The organism is Roseateles sp. P5_E4 (genome assembly GCF_054049255.1).
On record NZ_JBFUMS010000010.1, the window covers coordinates 1 to 26,706 of the forward strand.

The following is a 26,706-nucleotide window of genomic DNA, read 5'->3' on the forward strand; positions in this document are numbered from 1 at the left end:
CACCGAAGCAGCGGCCAGCGTCACCGTGATGACACCGGCGGCGCTCGTGACTGATGCCACTTCGGTGGCCAGCTTGCCACCGTTGGTGGTGACGTCCGCAGGAACGCCGTTGGCACTAGGGCCACAGGCAGCAAAGGTCGCGTCGCCGGTCTCCTGGGTGCACAGGGCGATGGCCGCTTTCCACGGATCCGCAGCGGTGATGGCATTGCCGAGCTTGGCCTTGGCCGTGTAGTCCTTGTACTGCGGAATAGCCACGGCAGCCAGGATGCCGATGATGGCCACGACGATCATCAGTTCGATCAGGGTGAAGCCTTGTTGGGCGCGTTGCTTGATGTTCATGGTGCAAACTCCGTGAGGAAAGAGGCGTTGAGGGGCGCAATACTTAAAGCAGAGGACATGCCAGCTGGTTTTGCCCCGTTTGGCGTGACATTCGGCACGATCTGCTGCGCCAGGCCGTATGGGCTGACGCTTTTCGTCAGTTGTTGTGACGCAAGTTGTCACTCGCCATTGGCTGGGATGACTCTTCTTGCTGCTGGCGGGCGATGGGCGGCCTGCAGGCGGGACCCTGTTCGCGTCGCAGCAACTCATCAAAATCCCACTGGGTCGTGACCGTCGGTCCGTAGAGCGTCCTGGCTGCCTCGTGCCATGCAGGGTTGGCCAAGCCGGGACGCTGCGCGTGGTCATCCCAGTCGACGCCGGCCAACTCGAGCAGGGTCGGGAACACGTCTCGATGACTAATCCGCTGCTCGCGCCTTACCGACAAGGCTTTCAGCCCGCTCACGTTAAGCCGCGCATAGGCCGCGTTGGACCAAACCAGAAGGGGGACACGGGTGTTCCAGGACGACGGGGCTCCTAGCGCATGCATGAAACGCTGGCGCTGGTCGTCGAAAAGATCTTCCCCATGGTCCGACGTGTAGAGCAACAGGACGGGGCGGTCTTGCTTGGCCAGCGCGGCCAGCACGCGATTCAGGAACGCATCGAGCTCGACCACGGTGTTGTCGTAGGAGTTGACAGCCGCCGCCTTGTTTTCGGCACCAGGATGACCCGGCACGCCGATGTCCGCAAGCGTCGGGCGAAAGACCGCTGAGGCGGCGCCATAGCGCTCTTCATAGGGGAAGTGGCTGCCGATCATGTGCAGAGTGATGAACTGCCGCGGACCGCCCTGCTTGAGAAAGGATTCGAACGGCGCCAACAGCGCGGTGTCGCGGCGCAGATGGAAGTTGTAGTCGTTGTCGGAATGGTCGGAAACATTGGCACGTTCGCTGAGCTCGCTGCGCTCCTGGTTTGACAACCATGCCGTGGTGAAGCCCGCTTCCGAGAAGGTCTGCACCATGGACGCGGTGCCTTGAGGCCCCGCCATGCCGACGAGGTTGCGAACCGCCACATGGGTGTAGTGCGCCGTCGATGCCACGTCGCAGAACACGATAAGGTCATCAGTTATGCGGCGAAGACTTGGTGTCGTGTCGCGCGCGTAGCCGTAAAGGCTCAGGTGGTCGGCACGGACGCTTTCCCCGATCACCAGAACGACGGTCAACGGTTGGTTGCCCCACGCCGGTTGCGCCCGTCCGTGTACTGAGACCCCCGGGCTTGCAACTGACGTCTTCCAGACGCGCCGGGCAGACACGGCGACGTTGATGGGGTAGACGAGACTTGCAGTCTCGCCGTCGAATGCGGACGGCCAGTGCGCGGTTTGCGGCAGCGTCTGCCGCAGCCCAAGCGAAACCATCGTGAACATGAGCAAACCTGCCAGCCAGCGCTTGCGCGTTTCGGCGCCGGCTCGCATCGGCCGGACCCGCCATGCCAGCAGCCCGTAACCCAGCGAGACGATCAACCAGGCAGCGAGCCAGGCCCAACCAAAAGACTTGAGCAGTTCCCAACTGCGCGCCGGCGCCGTATGCAGCGCGGCGATGAGCAAGGCGTCGCCCGGCACGGTGCCAAAGCGCACAAGGACGTAGGCATACGGAGGCAGCAACGCGGCCACCGGCCAGGCGGCCAGCAAGAGCCTACGGGTTGACCCGCAGGCGACCCAGGCCAGCGCCAAGCTCCACGCCGTCAACAACAGCACGGCAAGTCGCTCGGACATCACCAAGGTGTGATCCGAACCAAAGACGACGTAAAGACTGGGGGATCCCAGCAATGCGACCAGGCCGCCAGCGACCCAGGGGTCGGTCCAGCTGCGCCGCTTCAGAGCTGCATCTCCTGGCCGGCCTGCAGCGCGCTGATCCGATGGGGACTGTTCAAGGCCTGCACGCCTTGCATGACGGCTTCGACCTCGCCGGGCTTGATGTGGGTGATGCGCACGTCGACGCTGCCGGCCAGATGGGTCAATTCGCGGCCCAGCTCCGCCGGATGAAGATGCTGGCTGACGTGGGCCACCTCGGCCTCGTCGTCGCTGAAGGCCGTCTCGATGACGAGATGGGACAGGCGCAGGTCGGCCAGGCGCCGCCACAGGGCCGGGTTGGGGCCGGTATCGCCGGTGAAAACCCAGTGCGCGTGGCCGCTCGCGGTGCCGGCATCGACGGCGAAACCGACGGCCGGCACGGTGTGGGCTGCCGGCAGCACTTCGATGAGGCGGCCTCCCAGGTCGACGCGGTCGCCGATCTGGAAGGGGTGCAGGCTCAGCACCGGCGCCTCGCGGCTGGGCAGGACGGTGAAATCGGGCCAGATCACGCCATTGAAGATGTGCTGGCGCAGGGCGGCCAACGTCTCGGGCAGGCCGTGGACCTGGATGGGCGGGCGGCCCGCCGCGGCGCGCAGGCGCAGCACCGCATCAGCCAGCAACGGGATGCCGAGCACATGATCCAGATGGGAGTGGCTGAGCAGGATGTGGTCGACCGCGGCCAGCGCATCCAGCGGCAGGTCACCCACGCCGGTGCCGGCGTCGATGAGGACATCGTCGTCCAGCAGGAAGGCAGTGGTCTTGTAGCCGGCGGCAATGGCGCCGGAGCAGCCCAGGACGCGGATGTTCATGCGGTGCGTGGCTCGGAATGGGTGGCTCGCATCAGGCGAGGCCGAGCCAAGAATGTACGCACCCGCCCCGTGGGTCGGACGGTCGGATTACCGAGTTGGGGGTGTCGCTATCGTGAGGAAGTCACAGCAGCCGCGAAGGCCGCGGCCGGCCTGGACTTCGGGCGATCAACCCTGGATGAACTGCATCTGCGTGCCGGCCAGCTCGATCAGGTCGCCGGTGCGGAGTGCAATCGATTCGCCCGTCAGCGGGATGCCGTTGACGCTGGGGCGCTGGTTACCTTCGACGTGGGCGAAGACATAACCGGTGGGGCGCTTGGTGATGGAGGCGACCTGCACGCCGGGCTTGCCCAGCGTGGTGACGACCTTGGTCAGCGCGACCTCGCGGCCCGCGGCGGCGCCGGTCAGCACCTTGATGGAGGCCGGGCCGATGGCGGCCGCACCCAGCGAGCCGAAGTTGGAGCCCAGGCCCAGGCTCGGCGGCGCGCCGGAACCGGGCTTGAGGATCATGGTCTTCTCGTAGTCGCCGCCGTCGTTCAGCAGGAACTTGATCTTGTACTTGCCGATTTCGACCGTGTCGTTGTCGGCCAGCAGCTGCTTCTTGATCGCCTTGCCGTTGATGTACGTGCCGTTGGTGGAATTGAGGTCTTCAATGAAGACGTCGGCGCCGACCATCTGCAGCACGGCGTGTTCGCCGCTGACCGCGAGATTGTCGATGACGATGTCGTTGTAGGGACGTCGACCGAGGGTGGTCTTGTCCTTGGTGATCTGCACCTCCTTGATCACGACGCCGTCGAGCGAAACCACCAGTTTGCCCATTTATGACCTCAAGTTCTGTTGTACGTGCCCTGACTTTGCATGGGGTAGCAAGTCAGTTGCCGCCGCGTCGACCGAAGGGCCACCAGCCCCGTCCTTCGGTACGTTGGCGTCCTTCTGCGCGGGCCAGGATGAGCGCGATGTTATCGCGACCGCCGCTGTCATTGGCTGCGTTGATCAGTGCGCGTGCAGCTTCGGGCAAGGCCGGATTGCCGTTGAGCAGGTTGGCGAGGCTGTCATCGTCGAGCATGTCGGACAGGCCGTCGGAGCACAACAGGTAGGTGTCGCCCGGCTGGACCTCGTGCAGATGGAGCTCCATCAGCACCGTGTCCTCGACGCCGACAGCGCGCGTGACGAGGTTCTTGTTGCTGGAAAACGCGGCTTCTTCGACGGTCAGCAGACCGGCGTCGATCTGCTCCTGCAGCAGCGAGTGGTCGCGCGTGATCTGCGTCAGGCGGCCGGCGCGCAGCCGGTAGGCGCGCGAGTCGCCGACATGGCCGAGCAGCAGGCCTTCGGGGCGGAAGACGCCCAGCACCAGCGTCGTGCCCATGCCGGCATAGCGCGGGTTGGTGTTGGCGGCGTTGAAGATGGCGCGGTTGGCGTTGTCCACGCAGATGTCCATGGCGCGCTTGACCTCGCCGGCCCGGGCCTCGCGGCCGGCGTCCTTGAGCCAGCGGCCCAGCTCGGAACTGACGAAGCTGGTCAGCATCTGGCTGGCCACTTCGCCGGCGTTGTAGCCGCCCATGCCGTCGGCCAGCACGGTCAGGCCTGCGGCCTCGTCCAGGGCGACCGAATCCTCATTGTTGTCGCGCGCACGTCCCACGTCGGTGGCGCTGAAGAACTCCAGGGTCATGAGGCTTGCGGTGGCTCGTGGGGCTCGGCAGAGGAGCAAGGATTCTGCCCTGCTTCCTCAGGCGCCAAGCGCAGTGTTTGTGCGAAGGCCGCATCCTGGGGGGAAGCCACTGCAGCCGTTTCGGGCGCAGCGGGTTCGGCCTGCAGGCCGAGCACGAGCACGGCTTCGAGATCACGAGCCATCTGCTCGCCGTCGGCGTAGCGCAGCTCGGGGCGCTTCTCCAGCGCCAGGGCCAGCACCAGGGCGAGGGCCTCGGGCAGGCTGGGGCGATGGATGCGGACGTCCGGCGCTGGCTCGGTCGCAATTTGTTGCATCAGCCGCGCCATGGACTCGCTCTGGTGGGGCAGTGCGCCGCTGAGCAATTGGTAGAGCAGCACGCCCAGGGAATAGAGGTCGCTGCGGCCGTCCACCGTCAGGCCGGCAAGTTGCTCCGGAGACATGAAGGACGGCGTGCCCAGCACGAGGCCGGTGCGGGTTCGGCTGCCGTCGCCAACGCGGGCAATGCCGAAGTCCATCAGCTTCAGGCTGCCATTGATGCGGTCCAGCATGACATTGGCGGGCTTGATGTCGCGGTGCACCACGCCTTGGCTGTGGGCATAGGCCAGGGCCCGCGCCAGACGCGCGCCGATCTGCACGACTTCGCGAGCGGGCAGCAGCTGGCCGGCCTTGCTGAAGCTGCTCAGGTCGCGGCCGAGCACGTATTCGAGGGCGATCCAGGCGTCAGCACCGTCCTGGCCGGCATCGACGACCTGCAGGATGTCTGGATGTTCCAGCTGGCCGGCTGCACGCGCCTCGCGCATGAAGCGCTCGCGCACGTCCGCCAGGTCTTCGGCCGAGAATTCGCGGCTCAGCGCGAGGCGCTTGATGGCGACCTGGCGGCCCGTGGAGCGTTGCGTGGCCTTGTAGACCACGGCCATCGCGCCGCGGCCGATCTCGGCACCGAGTTCGAAATCGCGCAGGTCGGGGGGCGGCTGTGCGGCCCTGACCTGCGGCGTGGACGCGCCGGGGCCTTGAGTCTGCTGCACGGTCGGCAGGGCCGACGGATCGCCGTACGGTGAGCCAGCAGGATCGGGCACCCGACCGATGAGGCGCTGCCAAAAGCTGCCTGCCTTGCCGGATTTGCCGCCGCTTGCCATGCGGTCGATCTTAGGCGGCCTCGCGCTTGCTGCGGCGGGCCAGCGCCATGCCAACGACGACGACCAGGACCGCGCAGCTGATGCTGACGGCGTAGTCCAGGCCATGCATATGCGCCTCGAACCACTCGTGCACGGCCGCATCGGTCGTCGCCATCTCGCCGGCGACGAAGCCCAGCAGGGCGGCCCCCAGCGTGATGATGACCGGGAAGCGCTCCATCAGCTTCAACAGCAGCGTGCTGCCGAAGATGATGAGTGGGATGGACAGGCCCAGGCCGATGATGAGCAGCATCAGGCGGGCGCCCTCGGGCGCGCTGTTGGCGGCGGCCGCGACGGCGATGACGTTGTCCAGGCTCATGACGAGGTCGGCGATCAGGATGGTGCGCACGGCCGTCCACAGGTTGCCGCTGGCGTGCACGTCGGCGTCGTCTTCGCTGTCGGCCAGCAGCTGGATGCCGATCCACAGCAGCAGCACGGCGCCGATCAGCTTCAGCCAGGGCAGCTGCAGCAGCTGCACGGCGAACAGCGTCAGCACGACACGCAGCAGGATGGCAGCGCCGCTGCCGAAGACGATGGCCTTCTTCTGCTGGCCGGGCGGCAGATTGCGCGAGGCCAGCGCAATGACGACGGCGTTGTCGCCGGACAGCAGGATATTGACCCAGATGATCTTCAGCAGCGCGATGAAGAAGGCAGCGTTCAGCAGGTCCATGGCAGGCTCGGTGTTGGTCGCCCGAGTGTCGGTCCGCCCGGGCGGGCTGCGTCTGCGTGCAACTACGCAGGCAGCAAAGGAAAAGGGCCGTTCAGCGAACGGCCCTCGAATTGCTCACGAGGAGCAGGCTCAGAGCAGGGCCTTGAGCAGCTTGGCCATTTCCGACGGGTTGCGCGTGACTGTGAAGCCGCACTCTTCCATGATGGCGAGCTTGGCATCGGCCGTGTCGGCGCCGCCGGAGATCAGCGCGCCGGCGTGGCCCATGCGCTTGCCGGGGGGCGCCGTGACGCCGGCGATGAAGCCGACGATGGGCTTCTTCATGTTGGCCTTGCACCAGCGCGCGGCTTCCGCCTCGTCCGGGCCGCCGATCTCGCCGATCATGATGACGGCGTCGGTGTCCGGGTCGTCGTTGAAGGCCTTCATCACGTCGATGTGCTTCAGGCCGTTGATCGGGTCGCCGCCGATGCCGACGGCCGACGACTGGCCCAGGCCGATCTCGGTCAGCTGCGCCACGGCTTCATAGGTCAGCGTGCCGGAGCGCGACACGACGCCGATGCGGCCCTTGCGGTGGATGTGGCCCGGCATGATGCCGATCTTGATTTCTTCCGGCGTGATCAGGCCGGGGCAGTTGGGGCCCAGCAGCAGCGTGCGCTTGCCGCCAGCGGCTTCCTTGGCCTTCATCTTGTTGCGCACTTCCAGCATGTCCCGGACCGGGATGCCTTCGGTGATGCAGATCGCCAGGTCCAGGTCGGCTTCGACGGCTTCCCAGATCGCGGCGGCGGCACCGGCGGGCGGCACGTAGATCACCGACACGGTCGCGCCGGTCTGCGAGGCGGCTTCCTTGACGGTCGCGTAGATGGGGATCTCGCTGAACTTCTCGCCAGCCTTCTTCGGATTCACGCCCGCGACGAAGGCGTTCTTGCCGTTGGCATAGGCCTGGCAGCCCAGGGTATGGAACTGGCCGGTCTTGCCGGTGATGCCCTGGGTGATGACCTTGGTGTCTTTGTTGATGTAGATGGACATGTCTGATTCCTCTGGGCGGGCTTAGGCGACTGCGGCGACGATTTTGGTGGCCGCTTCGGCCATCGTGTCGGCCGCGATGATGGGCAGGCCGGATTCGGCCAGCATCTTCTTGCCCAGTTCTTCGTTGGTGCCCTTCATGCGCACGACCAGCGGCACGGACAGGTTCACGGCCTTGCAGGCGGTGATGACGCCTTCGGCGATGGTGTCGCACTTCATGATGCCGCCGAAGATGTTGACCAGGATGCCCTTCACGCTCTTGTTTTTGAGCATGATCTTGAAGGCCTCGGTGACCTTCTCGGCCGTGGCGCCGCCGCCGACGTCCAGGAAGTTGGCCGGCTCGCCGCCAAACAGCTTGATGGTGTCCATGGTGGCCATGGCCAGGCCGGCGCCGTTCACCAGGCAGCCGATGTTGCCGTCCAGGCTGATGTAGGCCAGGTCGAACTTGCTGGCTTCAACTTCAGCGGGATCTTCTTCGTCCAGGTCGCGGTAGGCCACGATCTCGGGGTGGCGGAACAGCGCGTTGGCGTCGAAGTTGAACTTGGCGTCCAGGGCCATCAGGTTGCCCTTGCTGTCGCAATTCAGCGGGTTGATTTCAACCAGCGACGCGTCCGTGTCCATGTAGCACTTGTAGAGCTTGGCAAAGATGTCGACGGCCTGGTCGATGGAGGCGCCAGTCAGGCCGATGGCCGCGGCGATCTTGCGCGATTGCGCTTCGCTCAGGCCCGTCAGCGGGTCGATCATCTCGGTGATGATCTTCTCGGGCGTGGAGTGGGCCACTTCCTCGATGTCCATGCCGCCTTCGCTCGACGCGATGAAGGCGACCTTCTGCGTGCCGCGGTCGGTGACCAGCGAGACGTAGAGCTCCTTCTTGATGTCAGCGCCATCTTCGATGTACAGGCGACGGACCTTCTGGCCTTCAGGGCCGGTCTGGTGCGTGATCAGCTGCATGCCGAGGATCTTCTCGGCCAGCGCCTTGACGTCGTCCTGTGTCTTGGCGACCTTGACGCCGCCACCCTTGCCGCGGCCGCCGGCGTGGATCTGGGCCTTGACCACCCAGACCGGGCCACCCAGCTTCTGGGCGGCCTCGACGGCTTCCTGCACGGTGAAGGCCGGGATGCCGCGCGGCACCGGCACGCCGAACTGGCGCAGGATCTCTTTGCCCTGGTATTCGTGGATTTTCATGGCTGGGTCTCTCGGGTCGGGGAAGTCAGGATTCGGAAGTGGCCGGCTGGGCAGCGGTTTGTTGATGCCAGCGGGGATAGAACTTGGCGACGGTCACGCTGTCGCGGCGCAGGGCGTGGCAGCGGTCGAGCTGGAAGGGCGGGTTGCCGGCGGCATCGCCTTCGCGAGACGGCGACGGGCCGCCCCTAGGCGTCTCAGCCCCCTCGGGGGGCAGCGCCGAAGGCGCGTGGGGGCTCTCACGTGTGTCGATGACGGAGCCAGCCATGGCCTGGATGACGGCCGTCGGCAAGATCTGGCACAGCTCGGTGACGTGGGTGCAGCCGCGCGTGCCGCCGAGGCGTTCACCGACGGCCTGCCGGAAGCCCTTCATCAGGTTCAGGCCGATGAGGCGGGCATAGGCATTGCCATGGTGGTCGCAGGCGCCCGGATACGGCATCCACAGCGTCTCGGAACGGGCTGCGGTGATGGTGAGCGTCGCGTCCACGGTCAGATGCAGGTGCATCTCGTGGATAGGCTGGCCGGCCTTGCGCGGCACGCCCGCCAGTGGCACGTCATGTGTCTTGGTGTCTGTCAGGCTGGCTTCGACGTCGAACAAGCCGTCATCACGCGCGAACACCTGCACATCGAGGGCGCGGCGATGCAGCGGGCGGCGCGGGACGGACGGGTGGGCGACAGGCATGAAACGGGGGAATGGCGAATCACCCCGGCCGATGCCGGGACGGGGTCGGCCCGGTTTTTGCACCGCTCTGCCAGAGGGGCAAAGGGGCTTGTAACCGGGTGAACCCTCGTTTTTGGGGCAGGCGGCAATGTAGCACGGAGGGTGAAAACTCCCCCTGCGCGCTCGGTCAAGCGGCCCTTAGGCCCTCAGCAAGCGGCGCACCACTTCGGGGGCAAAACCGCGTGCCAGCAGGAAACGGGTCTGGCGCGCCTGCTCGGCCGCCTCGCGCGAAGGCTCCTCGCCGAAGCGCCTGCGCCAGACTTCACGGGCGCGTTCCATCTCCGTTTCGCGCAGGGCTGCCTGCTGTTCGGCACCCAGCTTGAGCCCGTGCTGGGCCAACTCCTGCTGGATGCGCTGGGCGCCAAAGCGGTTGGCGCGCAGATGCAGGCGGGACTCGACGAAACGGGTTTCGTCCAGGTAACCGGTGGCCGCGAGGGCGTCGAGCAAGGCATCGACCGCGACCGCAACGTCCTCAGCGCCATCTTCCTCTTCGACAGCCGCCGACGGTTCGCCCTCGCCGGCGGCCTGCGCCGCGGCCAGGCGCGCACGCTGCCGCCGTTGCTGCTCGATCCGCAACAGCTTGCGCCGCAACTCGGCACGGCTGTGCTCGCGCTGGGCCAGCAGGCCGATGGCGCGGGCTTTCAACGACAGCGGCGCCCGGGTCGCCATGGGGGAGGCCCGCCCAGCGGCTTACTCCTCGGCCGCCGTGGTCAGCGGAGCGACCCCCAGGGATTCACGGATCTTGTTCTCGATCTCGCGGGCCACGTCGACGTTCTCGCGCAGGAACTCGCGAGCGTTGTCCTTGCCCTGGCCGATCTTCTCGCCCTGGTAGGCGTACCAGGAGCCGGACTTCTCGACGACCTTGGCGACCACGCCCATGTCGACGATCTCGCCCTCGCGGCTGATGCCCTCGCCATAGAGGATGTCGAACTCGGCAGTCTTGAACGGGGGGCTGACCTTGTTCTTGACGACCTTGACCTTGGTCTCGGAGCCGATGACTTCCTCGCCCTTCTTGATCGAGCCGATGCGGCGGATGTCCAGGCGCACGGAGGCGTAGAACTTCAGCGCATTGCCGCCGGTGGTCGTCTCGGGCGAGCCGAACATGACGCCGATCTTCATGCGGATCTGGTTGATGAAGATGACCATGCAGTTGGTCTTCTTGATCGTGGCGGTCAGCTTGCGCAGGGCCTGGCTCATCAGGCGGGCCTGCAGGCCGGGGAGGCTGTCGCCCATCTCGCCTTCGAGTTCGGCCTTGGGGGTGAGTGCTGCGACCGAGTCGATGACGATCAGGTCCACCGAACCGGAGCGCACCAGCGCATCGACGATCTCGAGGGCCTGCTCGCCGGTGTCGGGCTGGCTGATCAGCAGTTCCTGCAGGTTGACGCCGAGCTTCTGGGCGTACTGGATGTCCAGTGCGTGCTCGGCGTCGATGAAGGCGCAAGTGCCGGCGAGCTTTTGCATCTCGGCGATGACCTGCAGCGTCAGCGTCGTCTTGCCGGAGGACTCAGGGCCGTAGATCTCGACGACGCGGCCGCGTGGCAGGCCGCCGACGCCCAGTGCGATGTCCAGGCCCAGGGAGCCGGTGGAGACGACCTGGATGTCTTCGATGACCTCGCCTTCACCGAGCCGCATGATGGAGCCCTTGCCGAACTGCTTTTCGATCTGGGCGAGGGCGGCCTGCAGGGCCTTGGCTTTTTCGGTGTTCAGGGCTTTGACGGGGGCGTCCATGCGAATCTCCGTGGGGAATGGGCTGAATTATGGGGCAAGCTGTGGGTTTGTACAGTGGTTTGTCCCCCGATCCGCGGCAGCTAGCGGATCAGGATTGAGGAGCATCCTAGGTGTGGGGTGGCTCATGGCATGAGCCAGCGTGCCACCGCCTAACATCGGCGGCGGAGACAAAACCTATGCGCATCCTGATTGCCGAAGACGACCAAGTGCTGGCCGATGGCTTGCTGCGGGCCTTGCGGGCCTCTGGCTACGCTGTCGACCGGGTCAGTTCTGGCACCGAGGCCGACTCGGCGTTGGCGACGCATGAGTTCGACCTGGTCATCCTCGACCTGGGTTTGCCGCGCCTGCATGGGCTGGAAGTGCTGCGCAAGCTGCGCGCACGGGGCTCGACGATGCCGGTGCTGATCCTGACGGCGGCCGACAGCGTCGAGCAGCGCGTCAAGGGGCTGGACCTGGGCGCCGACGACTACATGGCCAAGCCTTTCTCGCTGCAGGAGCTGGAAGCGCGTGTGCGCGCCCTGACCCGGCGCGGCCTGGGCACCGCCAGCAGCCTCATCAAGCATGGGCCGCTGACCTTTGATGCCACTGGCCGCGTGGCCTATATCAACGAGCAGATGCTGGAGCTGTCGGCACGCGAGCTGTCGCTGCTGGAGGTGCTGTTGCAGCGCGCCGGGCGGCTGGTCAGCAAGGACCAGCTCGTCGAGCGCCTGTGCGAGTGGGGCGAGGAGGTTTCGAACAACGCCATTGAGGTCTACATCCACCGCCTGCGCAAGAAGATCGAGCAGGGGCCGATTCGCATCGCGACGGTGCGCGGCCTCGGCTACTGCTTAGAGAAGATCAACTCCTAAATGCCCAACAAGGACGGCGCCAGCCCCGAACAGGGCACGCTGGTTCGGGCGGGCGCCCCTGCTGCGCAGGGTTCGCTGTTCGGCGAGATCCTCGACTGGATGCTCGCGCCGCTGCTGCTGATCTGGCCGATCAGCGTCGCGCTGACCTGGCTGGTGGCGCAGGGCATTGCCAGCCGGCCCTACGACCGCGAGCTGGGCGAGATGGCGCGCAGCCTCGGGCTGCAGGTGGCGGCCGAGGCGGCGCCTGTCAAGGGCAAGGACCGTTATGCGCTGGCGCCCGAGGCCGCGGCGTTGTTGCGGGCGGACGCGTCGGACACGGTCTTCTACCAGGTGCTGGGCCTGCGTGGCGAACTGCTCAGTGGCGATGCGACGTTGGCGGTGCCGACCGAGGATGCCCCCGTCGTGCCCTGGGAGCTGCATTTCCGCGACGACGAGGTCGGCACCGACGCCGTGCGCGTGGCCTATCTCTGGGTGGCGCCCGAGGGGCAGGCCGGGTCGGCCAAGACCATGCTGGTGCAGGTCGCCGAGACGCTGGGCAAGCGCGCCCGGCTGACCAACGAGATCATCAAAGGCGTCATCCTGCCGCAGTTCGTCATCCTGCCGCTGGCGGTGCTGCTGGTCTGGCTGGCGCTGGCGCGTGGCATCTCGCCGCTGAATGAATTGCAGCGGCGCATCCGTTCGCGCGAGAGTTCAGACCTGTCGCCCATTGACGAGCAGCGCGTGCCCGATGAGGTCGCGCCGCTGGTGCAGGCCATCAACGACCTGCTCGCGCGGCTGGACTCATCGATGAGCCGGCAGAAGCACTTCCTGGCCGACGCTGCCCATCAGCTCAAGACGCCGCTGGCTGGCCTGCGTACCCAGGCCGAGTTCATGCAGCGCGAGATCGATGCTGGCCGCTCCAACCCCGATGAATTGAAACGTTCGCTGGCCCAGATTGCCCGCGCCAGCGAGCGAGCGGCCCACATGGTCAACCAGCTGCTGTCCATGGCCCGCGCTGAAGACGCCGAACAGGCCATGCGGCGTGAACCCGTCAGCCTGGCCGAGATCGCCATCGACACGGTGCGCGATTTCGTGCCGCGCGCGCTGGAGCGCCGCATTGACCTGGGCTACGACGGCGTGGTGCCGGATGAAAGCCGGCTGCGTGTGCATGGCCAGCCAGTGTTGATCGGGGAGCTGATCCGCAACCTCGTCGACAACGCGCTGCTCTACACGCCGGCCGGCGGCCTGGTGACGGTGCGCGTGGTGGAGGACCCCTTTGGCCAAGTTGTCGTGCTGCAGGTCGAGGACACCGGGCCGGGCATCGCGCCCGCCGAGCGCGACAAGGTGTTCCAGCCCTTCTATCGCTCGCTCGGCAGCGGTGTGGAAGGCTCGGGCCTGGGGCTGGCCATCGTGCAGGAGATCGTGCAGCACCACGAGGCCGAGCTGACCCTGGATGACGCGCGCGTGCGGCGCGCCGTGGGGGGCGAGACGCCCGACGGCCAGGGGCCGGGGGCGCGGTTCACGATCAGATTTCCGGCTACGTCTTCACCAGCTTCTTGACGCGGGCGATCGACAGCAGCAGCCCCAGCGACAACCCCAGCGTCACCATCGCCGTACCGCCATAGCTGACGAAGGGCAGGGGCACGCCCACGACCGGCAGGATGCCGCTGACCATGCCCATGTTGACGAAGACATAGGTGAAGAAGGACAGCGTCACCGCGCCGGCCATCAGGCGGGTGAACAGGGTCGGCGCGTCGGAGGCGATCATCAGCCCGCGCAGGATCAGCGCGGTGAAGCCGGCCAGCAGGGCCAGCGCCCCCATCAGTCCAAACTCCTCGCCAAAGGCCGCGAAGATGAAGTCGGTGGTGCGTTCGGGAATGAATTCCAGGTGAGTCTGGGTGCCCTGCATGAAGCCCTTGCCGGTCATGCCGCCGGAGCCGATGGCGATCTCGCCCTGGATGATGTGAAAGCCCTTGCCCAGCGGGTCCTTGGACGGGTCCAGCAGCGTGCAGATGCGGTGTTTCTGGTACTCCTTGAGCACCGGCCATTTCAGGTCGGGCTGGCAGATGGCGTCCTCGCTGAGCACCAGGGCGGTCGCGCCGGCGGCGCCCAACACCAGGGCCGGCACGATGAGCTTCCACGGCAGGCCGGCGAAGAAGATCACGTAAAGGCCGGCCGCCAGCACCAGGATGCCGGTGCCCAGGTCGGGCTGCTTGGCGATCAGCAAAAAGGGCACGAGCAGCAGCGCGAAGGCGGCGATGAAGTCGGGCCAGCGCAGCAGGCCCTCGCGCTTCTGGAACCACCAGGCCAGCATCAGCGGCGTCGCCAGCTTGAGCAGCTCGGACGGCTGGATCTGCGTGACGCCGATGCTGAGCCAGCGCGTGGCCCCCTTCTTCGTGACACCAAAGAGAGCGGTCGCGATCAGCAGCATCACGCCGATCGTGTACAGCGGAATGGCCAGGGCCATCAGCTTTTGCGGCGGCACCTGGGCGACGATGAACATCAGCCCCAGTGCCAGCACCATGTTGCGGGCATGGTCGGCAAAGCGCGTGCCATGGTCGTAGCCGGCCGAGTACATGCACAGCAGGCCCCAGCCGCACATCCACAGCACGGCGAGCAGCAGCGGGATGTCGAAGCCGCTGAGCCAGGGCTTGAGGCGTTGCCACAGGGGCGGGCGTTCGATGACGGTCATCGCGAGGCTCCCGAGGTGGGTGCGGGGGGCGCCGAAGCTGCGGAGGCCGAGACCGAGGGCGCTATCGGCTGCCAGCCGGACAGTGGCACGTCCGCCACCTTGCGCGGTGTGCCGATGGGGGCGAAGGTCTGGCCCAGCTGCGTCTTGGCAATGTCTTCCTCGCTGGGGTACTGGCCCAGCAGCAGATAGTCGAATACGCGGCGCGCAATCGGCGCAGCGGAGGAAGATCCCCAGCCGGCGTTCTCGACGATGACGGCCAGGGCCACCGTCGGGTTGTCCACCGGCGCGAAGGCGACGTAGAGCGAATGGTCGCGCTTGCGCTCGTCTGCCTTGATGCTGCTGTACTTCTCGCCGGCCTTCAACCCGACGGCCTGGGCGGTGCCGGTCTTGCCGCCGCTCTGGTAGCCCGCGCCCAGGAAAACCTGGCGCGACGTGCCCTCGAGCGTCACGCCGTTCATCGCGTTCTGAATGACGGCGACGTCGGCGGGCTTCAGCGGCAGCGCGGGCAGCGCATCGCTGGCGATGCGGCGCTGCTCGTGCTTCACCACGTCCTCGATCTCGCGCACCAGGCGCGGCTTGTAGCGCTGGCCGCCGGAAGCGATGGTCGAGTAGGCCGTGGCCATCTGCAGCATGGTGAAGCTGTTGTAGCCCTGGCCGATGCCCAGCGAGATGGTCTCGCCGGGGAACCACTTCTGATTCGCCGGGCTCCTGGCGAAGTAGCGGCGCTTCCAGTCCTGAGAGGGCAGGACGCCGGTGACCTCGCCCTGCACGTCGATCTCGGTCTTGCGGCCCAGGCCGAAGGGCTCCAGCTGGTCGTGGATCAGGTCCACGCCCATCTCGTTGGCCAGGCTGTAGAAGTAGACGTTGGACGAGCTGACGATGGCCAGGCGCATGTCCTTGGGGCCGGCGCGATCGGTCTCGGGGCTGCCGAAGGTGCGGCCGCCGAAGCTGTAGGTCAGGTTGTCGATGATGACCGTGCTGGGCGAGCGCTTGCCACTGTTCAACGCCGCCATGGCCATCAGCGGCTTGAACGTCGAACCCGGCGGGTAGGTGCCGCGCAGGGCCCGGTTCAGCAGTGGCTTGTCGATGTCCTCGTTGAGGTCGCGCCAGGAGTCGGCGTCGATGCCGTCGACGAAGAGGTTGGGGTCGAAGGTCGGCTTGGAGACGAAGGCCAGTACCTCGCCGTTGCGCGGATCGATGGCGACCAGCGCGCCGCGGCGCTCGCCGAAAAGCCGCTCCACCAGCGCCTGCAGCTTGATGTCGATGGACAGGTTCAGCGTGTTGCCGGGCGTCGGCGGCTTGTGGGCAAGGCGCCGCACGGCGCGGCCGCCTGCGCTCGTCTCCACCTGCTCGAAACCGGTCGCGCCGTGCAGCTCCTTCTCATAGGCCTGTTCCAGGCCCAGCTTGCCGATGTACTCGGTGCCGCGGTAGTTGGCGAGGTCTTCTTCTTCCCAATCGTCCATGGCCTTCTTCTCGGCCTGGTTGATGCGGCCGATATAGCCGATCAGGTGGGCGCCAACCTCGCCCAGGGGATAGGAGCGGAACAGCCGCGCCTTGATCTCCACGCCGGGAAAGCGAAAGCGTTGTGCCGTGAAGCGGGCGACCTCTTCGTCCGTCAGCTTGGTGCGGATGGGCAGGGAGTCGGTGTGCTTGGTTTCTTCCAGCAGGCGCTTGAAGCGGCGCTTGTCGCGGGCCTGGACCTCGATGACCTGACCCAGGGCCTCGATGGTGGCGTCCAGATCGACGACTTTCTCGGGGTTGATTTCCAGCGTGTAGGCCGAGTAGTTGCTCGCCAGCACGACGCCGTTGCGGTCCTTGATGAGGCCGCGATTGGGCACGATGGGCACGACGGCGATACGGTTGGACTCGGCGCGTTCGGCGAAGCTGTCGTACTGCACCACCTGCAACCACAGCAGGCGCGCGACCAGCAGGCCGAAGCAGAACAGCACGAAGGCGCCCGCGGCCAGCACGCGCAGCCGGAAGCGCGACAGCTCCTGGTGGAGGTTCTTGAGGACGACCACGGACGTCTACAGCGGCCGGTGGGCGTCGCGATCCGGCGCACGGCGCTGCGGTGCCAGCAGCAGGAAGCTCGCCACGGGCCACAGCGCCGCCTCGAAGACCGGCGCCAGCAGCACGCCCCAGCCTGGCCACATGCCACCGATGATCATCCGCACGATCAAGGCCAGCGCATGGGCGCCGAAGAACAGCGGCAGCACCTGCACGGCCTGGGCGCCCAGCGGGAACCAGGTCAGGCGGCGGTGCAGCGTGATGGCGCCGAAGCTCAGGCCGCTGTAGGCCAGCGCATGCTGCCCGAGCAGGGCGCCGTCGTGCACGTCCATGGCCAGGCCGAAGATGAAGGCCCACAACACGCCGACGCGCCGGGGCTGGTGCACGCCCCAGAACACGAGCACGACGGCCAGCACGTCAGGCGAGGCCGCCAGCCGGCCGGCCGGCACCATGTCGATCATCAGCGCGACGATCAGCGTGAAGCCGATGAACCAGGGGTTGGCCGGCAGCAGCAGCTGGTCGGCGGCGCGCGGCATGATCATTGGGAGGCTCCCGAGGCCTTGGCGGCAGCTTTTTCAGCACGCTCGGCCTTCTTGGCGGCGCGCACGGCGGCCTTGGTGGCCGCGGCGGAGGCGGCTTCATCGGCGGCGGCCGCTTCCGCTTCCTTCTTGGCAGGCAGATGACGGTCCTGCGGCAGCAAGATGAGGACGTGGCGGGCGCTGTCGGGCTGGGCAATGGGTGCCAGCAGCACCTGGGCGAAGCTGGAATCGCCGCGCCGCTCGACGACGCTGACCTTGGCGACCGGCAGGCCCGGCGGGTAGACGCCGTCCAGGCCGGAGGTCGTCATCAGGTCGCCGACCTTGATGTCGGCGTTCGCCGCCAGGAAGCGCAATTCCATGCCCGATCCGTCAGCGCGGCCGGCGGCGGCATTGCGCATCTGCGTGCGGGCGTTCAACAGCGGGATGGCTGCCTCCTTGTCGGTCAGCAGCGTGACCTCGGCCGACAGCGGGTAGACGCGCGTTACCTGCCCCAGCACGCCGGCCTCATTGATGACCGGCGAACCAGCCACCACGCCCAGCGTGGCACCCCTGTCGATGACGACACGGCGCGAAAAGGGGTCGGGTGCTTCGAACAGCACCTCGGCAGGCATCGAGGGCGCAATCAGCGAGGGCTTGAGGCCCAGCAGCTTGCGCAGATGGTCGTTCTCGGCCTCCAGCGCCTGGGCGCGCGACAGGCGCTCGGCCTGGGCGCTGAGCTGCCGCCTGGCCTGGTCCTCGGCCTCCATGGCGCGCTTGGTGCCGCGCAGGTAGTCGCCAGCCGTCTCCCAGGCGTCCACCGGCGTCAGCAGCAGGCGCTGCACCGGGTGCAGCACCAGCGCATAGGCGCCGCGCACCGGCTGCATGAGCTTGAAACGCGCGTCCGCCACCATCAGCAGCAGCGCGAGCGCCGAACACAGCGCGAGCTTGGTCAGCGCCGACGGACCCTGGCGGAAGAACGGCGGGGGGGTGCGGTCTAGTGTGCCGAGGGGCATGGCGCCGCGAGGTCAGGCCGACAGTGGCGGTTGCGACGATAAACGCAACGACCGAGGCACAGAGGCACAGAGGAAATGCGGAGCCGGTCTGTTCTCCGTGCCTCTGTGCCTCTGTGGTTGCATTGCTTCAGCGTGGGAAGAAGGCCGGTTCACTCCGACGTGAAGATCGAGCCCAGGCGCTCCATGCGCTCCAGGGCCATGCCGCAACCGCGCACGACGCAGGTCAGCGGGTCTTCGGCCACCAGCACCGGCAGGCCGGTTTCCTCGCCCAGCAGGCGGTCCAGGTCGCGCAGCAGTGCGCCGCCGCCGGTCAGCATCATGCCGCGTTCGGCGATGTCGGCGCCCAGCTCGGGCGGCGTCTGCTCCAGCGCGTTCTTCACGGCGGAAACGATCTGGTTCAGCGGATCGGTCAGGGCTTCCAGGATCTCGTTGGAGGAGATCGTGAAGCTGCGCGGCACGCCCTCGGAGAGGTTGCGGCCCTTGACCTCCATCTCCTTGACCTCGGAGCCGGGGAAGGCGCTGCCGATGTTCTTCTTGATCGCCTCGGCCGTGGGCTCGCCGATCAGCATGCCGTAATTGCGGCGGATGTAGTTGATGATGGCCTCGTCGAACTTGTCGCCGCCGACACGCACGCTGCCTTTGTAGACCATGCCGCCCAGCGAGATGACACCGACTTCGGTGGTGCCGCCGCCGATGTCGACGACCATCGAGCCCGAGGCCTCGGCCACCGGCAGCCCGGCGCCGATCGCGGCGGCCATGGGTTCCTCAATCAGGTAGACCTCGCTGGCGCCGGCGCCCAGGGCGCTCTCGCGGATCGCACGGCGCTCCACCTGGGTGGAACCGCAGGGCACGCAGATGATGATCCTCGGGCTCGGCTTGAAGGTCTTCGAGTCGTGGACCATCTTGATGAACTGCTTGAGCATCTGCTCGGTCACCGTGAAGTCGGCGATGACGCCGTCCTTCATCGGCCGGATGGCCTCGATGTTGCCGGGCACCTTGCCCAGCATGGCCTTGGCCTCGCGGCCAACGGCTTGGATGGTTTTCTTGCCGTTGGGGCCGCCTTCGTGGCGGATGGAAACGACCGAGGGCTCGTCGAGGACGATGCCCTTGCCACGCACGTAGATCAGGGTGTTGGCGGTGCCGAGGTCGATGGCGAGGTCGGTCGAGAAATAGCGGCGCAGGGAGGCGAACATGGGTGGGCGCGGAAGGAGCCTCGCCGGCGGGGCGCGGCTCTGAAAATGGGGGGTGCTTAAAGCAGCAAGGCCGCCCGGACCGCGACGAAATCTGTCGCTGAGAGGGCAGCCCCGAAGGCCATGAAGATGGACGGCGATAATAACCGAACCCCTTCGTTTTGAGCCCGCCAATACTGGGTTTCTGGCTCAATCCTTACTTCTGAAAACGACTCATGAGCCTCACTCCCGATGACGTGAGCCGCATCGCCAATTTGGCCCGGCTGGAACTGCAACCGGCTGAATCTGCGGCGCTGCTGGGCAACCTGAACGACTTCTTCAAGATCGTGGACCAGATGAGCGCCGTCGACACGGCCGGCGTCGAGCCGCTGTACACGCCGCTGTCGGCCATCCAGCAGGTGCAGTTGCGCCTGCGTGATGACGCCGTCACCGAGACCAACCAGCGCGAGCTGAACCAGCGCAGCGCCCCGGCCGTCGAGGACGGCCTCTTCCTCGTTCCCAAGGTCATCGAATGAAGCCCGTTCACGACATGGGCGTGGCCGAGCTGGCCGCCGCCCTGAAAAGCCGTGCCCTGTCCAGCCGCGAGGCGACGCAAAGCCTGCTGGAGCGCATTGCCGCCCACGCCAGCCTGGGCGCCTTCCTGCATGTGGACGCCGACGGCGCGCTGGCCCGTGCGGCTGCCGCTGACGCGGTGCTGGCGTCCGGCAATGCCGCTGCGCTGACCGGCGTGCCGATTGCGCACAAGGACATCTACGTCACGGCCGACATGCCGACGACGGCCGGCTCCAAGATCCTGGCCGGCTACCGCAGCCCGTTTGACGCGACCGTTGTCGCCAAGCTGAACGCGGCCGGCACGGTTTCATTAGGCAAGCTGAACTGCGACGAGTTCGCGATGGGTTCGGCCAACGAGAACAGCGCCTACGGTCCGGCGCACAACCCCTGGGATGTCAGTCGCGTGCCCGGCGGCTCGTCCGGCGGCTCGGCCGTCGCCGTGGCAGCCCGCCTCGTGCCCGGCACGACCGGCACCGACACCGGCGGCTCCATCCGCCAGCCGGCCAGCTTCACGGGCATCACCGGCATCAAGCCGACGTATGGCGTGTGCAGCCGCTACGGCATGATCGCCTTCGCCTCCAGCCTGGACCAGGCCGGCCCCATGGCCCGCTCGGCCGAGGACTGCGCGCTGCTGCTGTCCAGCATGAGCGGCTTCGACGAGCGCGACGCGACCAGCGTGCAGCAACCGCCGCAGGACTTTCATGCGCAGATGCTGGCGGCCCGCGAGGGCGCTTCTGCCGGCAAACCGCTGAAGGGCCTGCGCATTGGCCTGCCCAAGGAGTTCTTCCCAGCGGGCCTGTCGGCGGACGTGAACGCCGCCGTGCGCGCGGGTCTGGCCGAGCTGGAAAAGCTGGGCGCCACGCTGGTGGACGTCAGCCTGCCGCGCACCGAACTGGCCATTCCCGTCTACTACATCATTGCGCCGGCCGAGGCGAGTTCCAACCTGAGTCGCTTCGATGGCGTCAAGTTCGGCCATCGTGCGGCCAAGTACGACGATCTTCTCGATATGTACAAGAAGACGCGCGCCGAGGGTTTCGGCCCAGAGGTCAAGCGCCGCATCATGATTGGCAGCTACGTGCTGTCACACGGCTACTACGACGCCTATTACCTGCAGGCTCAGAAGCTGCGCCGCATGATCGCTGACGACTTCCAGCAGTGCTTCGCCCAGTGCGACGTCATCGCCGGCCCGGTGGCGCCCACCGTCGCCTGGAAGCATGGCGAGGGCAAGGACAACCCGACCCAGGCCTACCTCGCCGACATCTTCACGCTGCCCGGCTCGCTTGCTGGCCTGCCCGGCATGAGCGTGCCGGTGGGCTTGGGCGACGGCGGCATGCCCGTCGGCCTGCAGTTGATCGGTAACTACTTCAAGGAAGGGCAATTGCTGCACGCCGCTCATGCCCTCCAGCAGGCCACCGACTGGCATCTGGCCGCGCCCGCAGGATTCTGAATATGCCAACTTCCAAGCTCATCCGCGGTTATGAGGTCGTCATCGGCCTCGAAAACCACGTCCAGCTCTCCACGCAGAGCAAGATCTTCAGCGGCAGCTCGACCGCCTTCGGTGCGGCGCCCAACACCCAGGCTTCGCCGGTGGACCTGGCCCTGCCCGGCACGCTGCCGGTGCTGAACCGCGCGGCGGTCGAGCGGGCCATCCGCTTTGGCCTGGCGGTTGGCGCCAAGGTGGCGCCGCTGTCCATCTTCGCGCGCAAGAACTACTTCTACCCGGATCTGCCCAAGGGCTACCAGATCAGCCAGTTCGAGATCCCGGTGGTGCAGGGCGGCTCGGTCGAGTTCTTCGTCGGCGACGTCAAGCACAAGGTCAACCTGACCCGCGCCCACCTCGAGGAGGATGCAGGCAAGAGCCTGCACGAGGACTATCACGGCCAGTCCGGCATCGACCTGAACCGCGCCGGCACGCCGCTGCTGGAGATCGTCTCCGAGCCCGACATGCGCTCGGGAGCCGAGGCGGTCGAGTACGCCAAGACGCTGCACGCCCTCGTCATGTGGCTGGGCATCTGCGACGGCAACATGCAGGAAGGCTCGTTCCGCTGCGACGTCAACGTGTCGGTGCGCAAGCCCGGCGAGCCCTATGGCACCCGCCGCGAGATCAAGAATCTCAACAGCTTCCGCTTCCTGGTCGACGCAGTGAACTACGAGGTCAACTGGCAGATCGATGAGCTGGAGGACGGCCGCCGAATCAGCCAAGCGACGATCCTTTACAACCCGGACACGGGTGAGACCCGCGCGATGCGCAGCAAGGAAGACTCGGCGGACTACCGCTACTTCCCCGACCCCGACCTGCCGCCGCTGGTCATTGCGCCGGAGTGGGTGGAGCGTGTGAAGGGTGAGATGCCCGAGCTGCCGCGCGTGATGGCGGCGCGCTTCGAGAGCGTCGACGGCCTGCCCGCCTATGACGCGACGATGATGACGCAGAGCCTGGCGACGGCGCGCTACTACGAGGCCGCGAAGGCCGCGGGTGCGGTTCCGAAGCTGGTTGCAAACTGGGTTATGGGCGAGGTGTCGCGCCGGCTGAATTCGGAAGACCGCGAGATTGATGCCGCGCCAGTCGGCCCGGAATTGCTGGCCAAGTTGATCGTGCGCATTACCGACGGCACGATCTCCAACAACTCTGCCAAGCAAGTTTTCGAAGCCTTGTGGAGCGGCGAGGGCAAGGATGTCGATGCAGTCATCGACGCCAAGGACCTCAGGACGTCGAATGACACCGGCGCCATCGAGGCCATCCTCGACGAGGTGCTGGCCGCCAACCAGAAGTCGGTCGACGAGTTTCGGGCCGGCAAGGACAAGGCTTTCAACGCGCTGGTCGGCCAGGCGATGAAGGCGACCAAGGGCAAGGCCAACCCCGCCCTGGTCAATGAACTGCTGAAGAAGAAGCTCGGTTAGCCCAGGGTTTGCCCGAAGCTGAACTCAGCGCTTGGGCGTCGGCGGCGGTGCCGTCGGCGGCAGCTCGCCAAGCGGTGGCAGTGAGCCCGGCGTGGCGCCGGCCCAGAGTTTCTTCAGCCGGGCGAGCTCGGCGTCGAAGGTCTTGTTGATGCGCACGAGTTCGGCCTTCTGGTTCTCGATGAGAACCTGCTGGGCTTCGATGCTCGCGTCATTGGCGTCCAGCATCTGCTTGAGCTTGGCCGGCAGCGGGCGGCCCTTGTAGAACTCGGCCTCGTCGAGCAAGGGCTTGCGCTCGATGTTCAGGTCCTTGATGCGGCGCTCAGACATGCGCATGGCCTTGTTGGAGTCGTCCAGCGCGGCGTTGCGGGCGCGCTGGTGGGCGGCCTCGGTGGGATAGCGCAGCATCAACGTGCGGTCGCGGCGGATGGCGTCCAACTGGGCAATGCGTTCCGCCGCGGCGCGGCGGTCCGCGGCCTCCTTGGCGGTGCGCTCCTCGGGGCTGAGGAAGGGCGGCAGCGTCGCGCGCTGCGAGCCGTCGGGGTTGAGCACGCGCTGTTCGCGCGTCGTGCACTCGGGGATGGGGCGGTCGCCGGTCAGCTTGCGGCCATCGGCCGTCGTGCAGGTGTAGATGCCCTTGGCGGGCGTGACGTCTTGCGCCAGCGCGGTGCTGGCGACGAACAGGCCGGCAAGAACGGGCAGGGCGGGCAGGACGCGCATCAGACCCCGTAACGCTCTCGGTAGGCCAGCACGGCCGGGCGGTGGGCGGCCAGCTCCGGCGCGCCTTCAAGAAAGGCCAGCAGGTCGGCAAGACCCGCCACGGCGACGACCGGCAGGCCGTAGCGCTGCTGAACCTGTTGCACGGCAGACTGCGGGCTGTCGACGCCGCCTTCGGCCGCCTTCTCCTGGCGGTCCAGCGCGATGCTCACACCACAGGGTGTGGCACCGGCGGCCTCGATCATCTGGATGGATTCGCGCACCGAGGTGCCGGCGGAGATGACGTCGTCGATGATCAGCACGCGGCCCTGGACCGGCGCGCCGACGAGGGTGCCACCCTCGCCATGGTCCTTGGCTTCCTTGCGGTTGTAGGCGAACGGCACGTTGTGGCCGCGGCGCGCCAGCTCCATGGATACAGCGGCGGCCAGCGTGATGCCTTTGTAGGCCGGGCCGAAGATCATGTCGAACTGCAGGCCCGAGGCAATCAGCCGCTCGGCGTAGAAGCCAGCCAGTCGCCCCAGCTTGGCACCGTCATCGAAAAGGCCGGCGTTGAAGAAATAGGGGCTGAGCCGGCCGGCCTTGGTCTTGAACTCGCCAAAGCGCAGCACGCCAGCCTCGACGGCGAAGGCGACAAAGGACTGGGCGAGAGAGTCGGTGGGCGCGGCGGACATGTGACAAAGATTCTAGGGGTCAAAAAAACAGGCCCGACCCCTAGAAGGGGCCGGGCCGTCGATGGTTTTCACCAAGTCGCGGGCGGGGCCCGCATGACGTCTTACGGGGTCAGAACGAAGCCTTGAACTGAACGCCGTAGCTGCGGGGCTCGTTGACGATGCCGGTCAGGTTGTCGAAGTCGATGGCGGCGACGACCTGGCGGTGGTTGGTGATGTTGCGCGAGTAGGCCGCCACTTCATACTTGCCGTTGTTCCAGCCGTAGCCCACGCGCAGGCCGCCTTCCAGCGCCGACTTGGCCTTGTACTCGACGGCCTCGTACAGGAACATGTTGTACTTGTCCTTGTAGGCCCAGTCGGTCAGCACGCTCAGCTCGCCGTTGCCCAGCTCGACGCTGTACTTGAGCGTCCAGTTCCAGGTGACCTTGGGTGCGCGCGGGAGCGGGTTGCCGTTGATGCTGACCGTGCCAGCCAGCGGGCCGGCCGGGTCGAGCACCGTGCAGCCGGTGTTGGCTTCCAGGAACTGGAAGTTGGCATTGCCGCAGGGTTGCACGAAGAGATTGGCGTCCTTGATCTTCGTGTCGTTGTACGAGAAGCCCAGCGTCGTGCGCCAGTCGCGCGCGATGATGGCCTGGGCGTCCAGCTCGAAGCCCTGGCCCTCGGCCTTGGCGGCGTTGACGAGGCGGTTCTGATTGGTCGAGCCCGAGCCGGCCGTCAGCTGCATGTCCTTGACGCGGTACTTGAACACCGTGCCGCTGACGCGGGCGGTGTTGTCGAGCAGGTCGGCCTTGAAGCCGGCCTCGACGGACAGCACCTTCTCGGAGTTCGCCACCGAGATCGAGTCGCCAAAGAGCACGCGGCCCTGGATGGACGGTGCGCGGTAGCCGGTGGCAACGCGCGCGAACACGCTGGTGGACTTGTCGAGGTTGTAGTTGGCGCCGAAGTCCCAGCTCCAGTTCGTCGACTTGGGGTGGGTGTAGAACGGGCCGATGATGTCGACGTTGTTGGCCTTGCCCGGCGTCCAGGTGCGCACGGCGTCGAAGTCCTTCTTGTCGTCGGTGTAGCGCAGGCCGGCGGTGAGCTTGAAGTCCGGCGTGACGGCGTACTTCACATTGCCGAAGGCCGCCCAGGACTTGGCTTCCTGGTGCTGCACGGCATAGCCGTTCTGCGGGTCACCCGCGGCGAAGCTGTCGAAGTTGAAGCTGTCGACCTGCAGCTTCTCATTGAAGTAGTACAGGCCGGCGATCCACTGGAACGGCGCGCTGGTGTTGGACTGCAGGCGGAATTCCTGGGTCGTCTGGCGCAGGTAGGGGATGCCGTCGGCCGTCTGCGCGTCAAACGGGATGACGGACGGGTAGGGCGTGTTCGAGCCTGCGGGAAAGTACTTCGGGCCGTCCGGGATGCCGCAGAAGCGGCAGCCGAAGCCACCATCCACGTCGCCGCGGCTGTAGAACTTGGCGCGGTCGTGGGCGGTGATGGAGTACAGCGACACGCCGTCGAAATCCCAGCGCAGGCGAGCGCTGATCTCGCTGGACTTCAGCGTCTGCGAGTTGTAGCCGTCGGAGGGGTAGGAGCTGTCGTCGTAGCCATCGACGAGGTCATTGGTGCCGCGCTTCATGATGTTGGCGCGGAAAGTCGTGGCCGTGCCCTTGAAGTCGCGGGCCTGGACCTTGAAAAGACCCTCGAAGTTGCCGCTCTTGTAGAGGGCCTGCAGGCGCAGCGCCTTGTCGTTGTAGCCTTCAAGGTCGGACGTCGCGCTGGTCACCGGGTTGTGGACGCGGTCACTCTGGCGCTGGGCCAGGCCCGCCACGCGCAGTTGCAGGTCTTCGTTCACCGGCACGTTGACGGCCGTCTCCAGGTTGACGGCGCTCCAGCGGCCGAAACCGATGTTGGCGTAGCCTTCCAGGCGCTTGGTGGGCCTGGCCGAATCAAACTTCATGACGCCGGCCGGCGAGTTGCGGCCGAACAGCGTGCCCTGCGGGCCGCGCAGCAGTTCCACCTGGGCCATGTCGAAGACCGGGAAGCCCTTGAGCGCGATGCTTTCCTGCACGACATCGTCGTACACCAGACCGACCGGCTGGGAGGCGTTCATGTCGAAGTCGGTGTTGCCCAGGCCGCGCACGTAAAAGCGCGGGAAGGTGCGGCCGTAGTCGGACTCGATGTTCAGGCTCGGCACCTTGCCAGATAAGGCGCGGACGTCCTGGCCGCTGGCGTTGTAGGTGTCCAGATCCTCGGACTTGATCGCCGAGATCGACAGCGGCACTTCCTTCAGGTTCTCGGCCCGGCGGCTGCCGGTGACGATGACGGCTTCGAGCTGGCTGACGTCTTTCTTGGCTTCGGCTGTCGGCGTGGCTTGCGCCAGCGCCGCCATCGGGAAGGCCGTGCTCAGCGCCAGCGCGAGCAGGGTCGGTGAAAGGCTGTATTTGGGCATGAGAAATCCTCGGGTTGACGGGTTCGCGGGCAAGTGGGTAAAGAAATGGGCGCTCGCGGCGCCTCTG

25 protein-coding genes are annotated in these 26,706 nt (G+C 66.6%); 5 read left to right on the forward strand and 20 right to left on the reverse strand.

All coding sequences use genetic code 11. The features are described from left to right. The 12 genes from ACXJLH_RS19305 to recA form a co-directional block, all read right to left on the reverse strand. Positions 1–339 (reverse strand): pilin (locus tag ACXJLH_RS19305; RefSeq protein ID WP_457445784.1); only part of this gene is annotated, 339 nt, incomplete at its 3' end. A gap of 136 nt (positions 340–475) precedes the next feature. Next, positions 476–2,083, reverse strand: a complete 1,608-nt coding sequence (locus tag ACXJLH_RS19310; RefSeq protein ID WP_457445948.1) for a phosphoethanolamine transferase — start codon at positions 2,081–2,083, stop codon at positions 476–478. Between the two features lie 101 nt (positions 2,084–2,184). After that, positions 2,185–2,970 carry an MBL fold metallo-hydrolase gene (locus ACXJLH_RS19315; protein WP_457445785.1) on the reverse strand — a complete coding sequence of 262 codons (786 nt, stop codon included), beginning with the start codon at positions 2,968–2,970 and terminating at the stop codon, positions 2,185–2,187. A gap of 165 nt (positions 2,971–3,135) precedes the next feature. Continuing rightward, on the reverse strand, positions 3,136–3,786 hold the full coding sequence (locus tag ACXJLH_RS19320) for an FHA domain-containing protein (protein ID WP_056191458.1): 651 nt from the start codon (positions 3,784–3,786) through the stop codon (positions 3,136–3,138). 52 nt (positions 3,787–3,838) lie between these two features. After that, complete coding sequence (locus ACXJLH_RS19325) at positions 3,839–4,636, reverse strand: Stp1/IreP family PP2C-type Ser/Thr phosphatase (RefSeq protein ID WP_056191460.1); 798 nt, start codon at positions 4,634–4,636, stop codon at positions 3,839–3,841. Continuing rightward, positions 4,633–5,772 carry a serine/threonine-protein kinase gene (locus tag ACXJLH_RS19330; protein ID WP_457445786.1) on the reverse strand — a complete coding sequence of 380 codons (1,140 nt, stop codon included), beginning with the start codon at positions 5,770–5,772 and terminating at the stop codon, positions 4,633–4,635. The genes ACXJLH_RS19325 and ACXJLH_RS19330 overlap by 4 nt, the downstream gene beginning before the upstream one ends. A gap of 10 nt (positions 5,773–5,782) precedes the next feature. Next, positions 5,783–6,478 carry a TerC family protein gene (locus ACXJLH_RS19335; protein WP_457445787.1) on the reverse strand — a complete coding sequence of 232 codons (696 nt, stop codon included), beginning with the start codon at positions 6,476–6,478 and terminating at the stop codon, positions 5,783–5,785. 129 nt (positions 6,479–6,607) lie between these two features. Beyond that, the gene (gene sucD, locus ACXJLH_RS19340) at positions 6,608–7,501 is read right to left on the reverse strand and encodes a succinate--CoA ligase subunit alpha (RefSeq protein WP_057297752.1); all 894 of its coding nucleotides are present in this window, start codon (positions 7,499–7,501) and stop codon (positions 6,608–6,610) included. Positions 7,502–7,522: 21 nt separating this feature from the next. Then, positions 7,523–8,683 (reverse strand): ADP-forming succinate--CoA ligase subunit beta, encoded by a 1,161-nt coding sequence (gene sucC / locus ACXJLH_RS19345; protein WP_457321234.1) that lies wholly within the window; start codon positions 8,681–8,683, stop codon positions 7,523–7,525. 25 nt (positions 8,684–8,708) lie between these two features. After that, positions 8,709–9,362 (reverse strand): DUF2889 domain-containing protein, encoded by a 654-nt coding sequence (locus ACXJLH_RS19350; protein WP_457321236.1) that lies wholly within the window; start codon positions 9,360–9,362, stop codon positions 8,709–8,711. 177 nt (positions 9,363–9,539) lie between these two features. Beyond that, the gene (locus tag ACXJLH_RS19355; RefSeq protein ID WP_457445788.1) at positions 9,540–10,070 is read right to left on the reverse strand and encodes a regulatory protein RecX; all 531 of its coding nucleotides are present in this window, start codon (positions 10,068–10,070) and stop codon (positions 9,540–9,542) included. Between the two features lie 21 nt (positions 10,071–10,091). Further along, complete coding sequence (recA, locus tag ACXJLH_RS19360) at positions 10,092–11,129, reverse strand: recombinase RecA (protein WP_056191472.1); 1,038 nt, start codon at positions 11,127–11,129, stop codon at positions 10,092–10,094. 176 nt (positions 11,130–11,305) lie between these two features. Between recA and ACXJLH_RS19365 the strand changes: the two genes are divergently transcribed. Further along, positions 11,306–11,977 carry a response regulator gene (locus tag ACXJLH_RS19365; RefSeq protein WP_056191475.1) on the forward strand — a complete coding sequence of 224 codons (672 nt, stop codon included), beginning with the start codon at positions 11,306–11,308 and terminating at the stop codon, positions 11,975–11,977. A gap of 99 nt (positions 11,978–12,076) precedes the next feature. Next, positions 12,077–13,516 carry a sensor histidine kinase gene (locus ACXJLH_RS19370; protein WP_457354908.1) on the forward strand — a complete coding sequence of 480 codons (1,440 nt, stop codon included), beginning with the start codon at positions 12,077–12,079 and terminating at the stop codon, positions 13,514–13,516. Here the strand turns inward: ACXJLH_RS19370 and rodA are convergent. The 5 genes from rodA to ACXJLH_RS19395 form a co-directional block, all read right to left on the reverse strand. After that, complete coding sequence (gene rodA / locus ACXJLH_RS19375) at positions 13,494–14,648, reverse strand: rod shape-determining protein RodA (protein ID WP_056191477.1); 1,155 nt, start codon at positions 14,646–14,648, stop codon at positions 13,494–13,496. The two genes, ACXJLH_RS19370 and rodA, sit on opposite strands and share 23 nt — an antisense overlap. After that, positions 14,645–16,669 (reverse strand): penicillin-binding protein 2, encoded by a 2,025-nt coding sequence (gene mrdA / locus ACXJLH_RS19380; RefSeq protein ID WP_457445789.1) that lies wholly within the window; start codon positions 16,667–16,669, stop codon positions 14,645–14,647. The genes rodA and mrdA overlap by 4 nt, the downstream gene beginning before the upstream one ends. Positions 16,670–16,675: 6 nt before the next feature. Continuing rightward, positions 16,676–17,197: a rod shape-determining protein MreD gene (mreD, locus tag ACXJLH_RS19385; protein WP_056191481.1), complete on the reverse strand. Its 522-nt coding sequence runs from the start codon at positions 17,195–17,197 to the stop codon at positions 16,676–16,678. After that, a complete protein-coding gene (mreC, locus tag ACXJLH_RS19390) occupies positions 17,194–18,186 on the reverse strand; it encodes a rod shape-determining protein MreC (protein WP_082532337.1) in 993 nt (330 codons plus the stop codon). The genes mreD and mreC overlap by 4 nt, the downstream gene beginning before the upstream one ends. 149 nt (positions 18,187–18,335) lie before the next feature. Beyond that, complete coding sequence (locus ACXJLH_RS19395; protein WP_056191483.1) at positions 18,336–19,379, reverse strand: rod shape-determining protein; 1,044 nt, start codon at positions 19,377–19,379, stop codon at positions 18,336–18,338. Between the two features lie 212 nt (positions 19,380–19,591). On the opposite strand from ACXJLH_RS19395, the gene gatC reads away from it, so the two are divergent. From gatC to gatB, 3 genes are read left to right on the forward strand one after another with little or no spacing between them, the layout of a single operon-like run. Continuing rightward, complete coding sequence (gene gatC, locus ACXJLH_RS19400; RefSeq protein WP_056191485.1) at positions 19,592–19,891, forward strand: Asp-tRNA(Asn)/Glu-tRNA(Gln) amidotransferase subunit GatC; 300 nt, start codon at positions 19,592–19,594, stop codon at positions 19,889–19,891. Then, positions 19,888–21,375 (forward strand): Asp-tRNA(Asn)/Glu-tRNA(Gln) amidotransferase subunit GatA, encoded by a 1,488-nt coding sequence (gatA, locus tag ACXJLH_RS19405; protein ID WP_056191486.1) that lies wholly within the window; start codon positions 19,888–19,890, stop codon positions 21,373–21,375. The genes gatC and gatA overlap by 4 nt, the downstream gene beginning before the upstream one ends. A gap of 2 nt (positions 21,376–21,377) precedes the next feature. Beyond that, on the forward strand, positions 21,378–22,826 hold the full coding sequence (gene gatB / locus ACXJLH_RS19410) for an Asp-tRNA(Asn)/Glu-tRNA(Gln) amidotransferase subunit GatB (RefSeq protein WP_056191488.1): 1,449 nt from the start codon (positions 21,378–21,380) through the stop codon (positions 22,824–22,826). A gap of 24 nt (positions 22,827–22,850) precedes the next feature. On the opposite strand, the gene ACXJLH_RS19415 is transcribed toward gatB, so the two are convergent. The 3 genes from ACXJLH_RS19415 to ACXJLH_RS19425 form a co-directional block, all read right to left on the reverse strand. Beyond that, positions 22,851–23,543 (reverse strand): hypothetical protein, encoded by a 693-nt coding sequence (locus ACXJLH_RS19415; RefSeq protein WP_056191490.1) that lies wholly within the window; start codon positions 23,541–23,543, stop codon positions 22,851–22,853. Beyond that, complete coding sequence (gene pyrE / locus ACXJLH_RS19420; RefSeq protein WP_056191492.1) at positions 23,543–24,211, reverse strand: orotate phosphoribosyltransferase; 669 nt, start codon at positions 24,209–24,211, stop codon at positions 23,543–23,545. Before pyrE ends, ACXJLH_RS19415 begins: the two co-directional genes overlap by 1 nt. Before the next feature lie 109 nt (positions 24,212–24,320). Beyond that, entirely contained in the window at positions 24,321–26,639 is a 2,319-nt protein-coding gene (locus ACXJLH_RS19425) for a TonB-dependent receptor (protein ID WP_457445790.1), read from the reverse strand. Between the last annotated feature and the right edge of the window lie 67 nt (positions 26,640–26,706).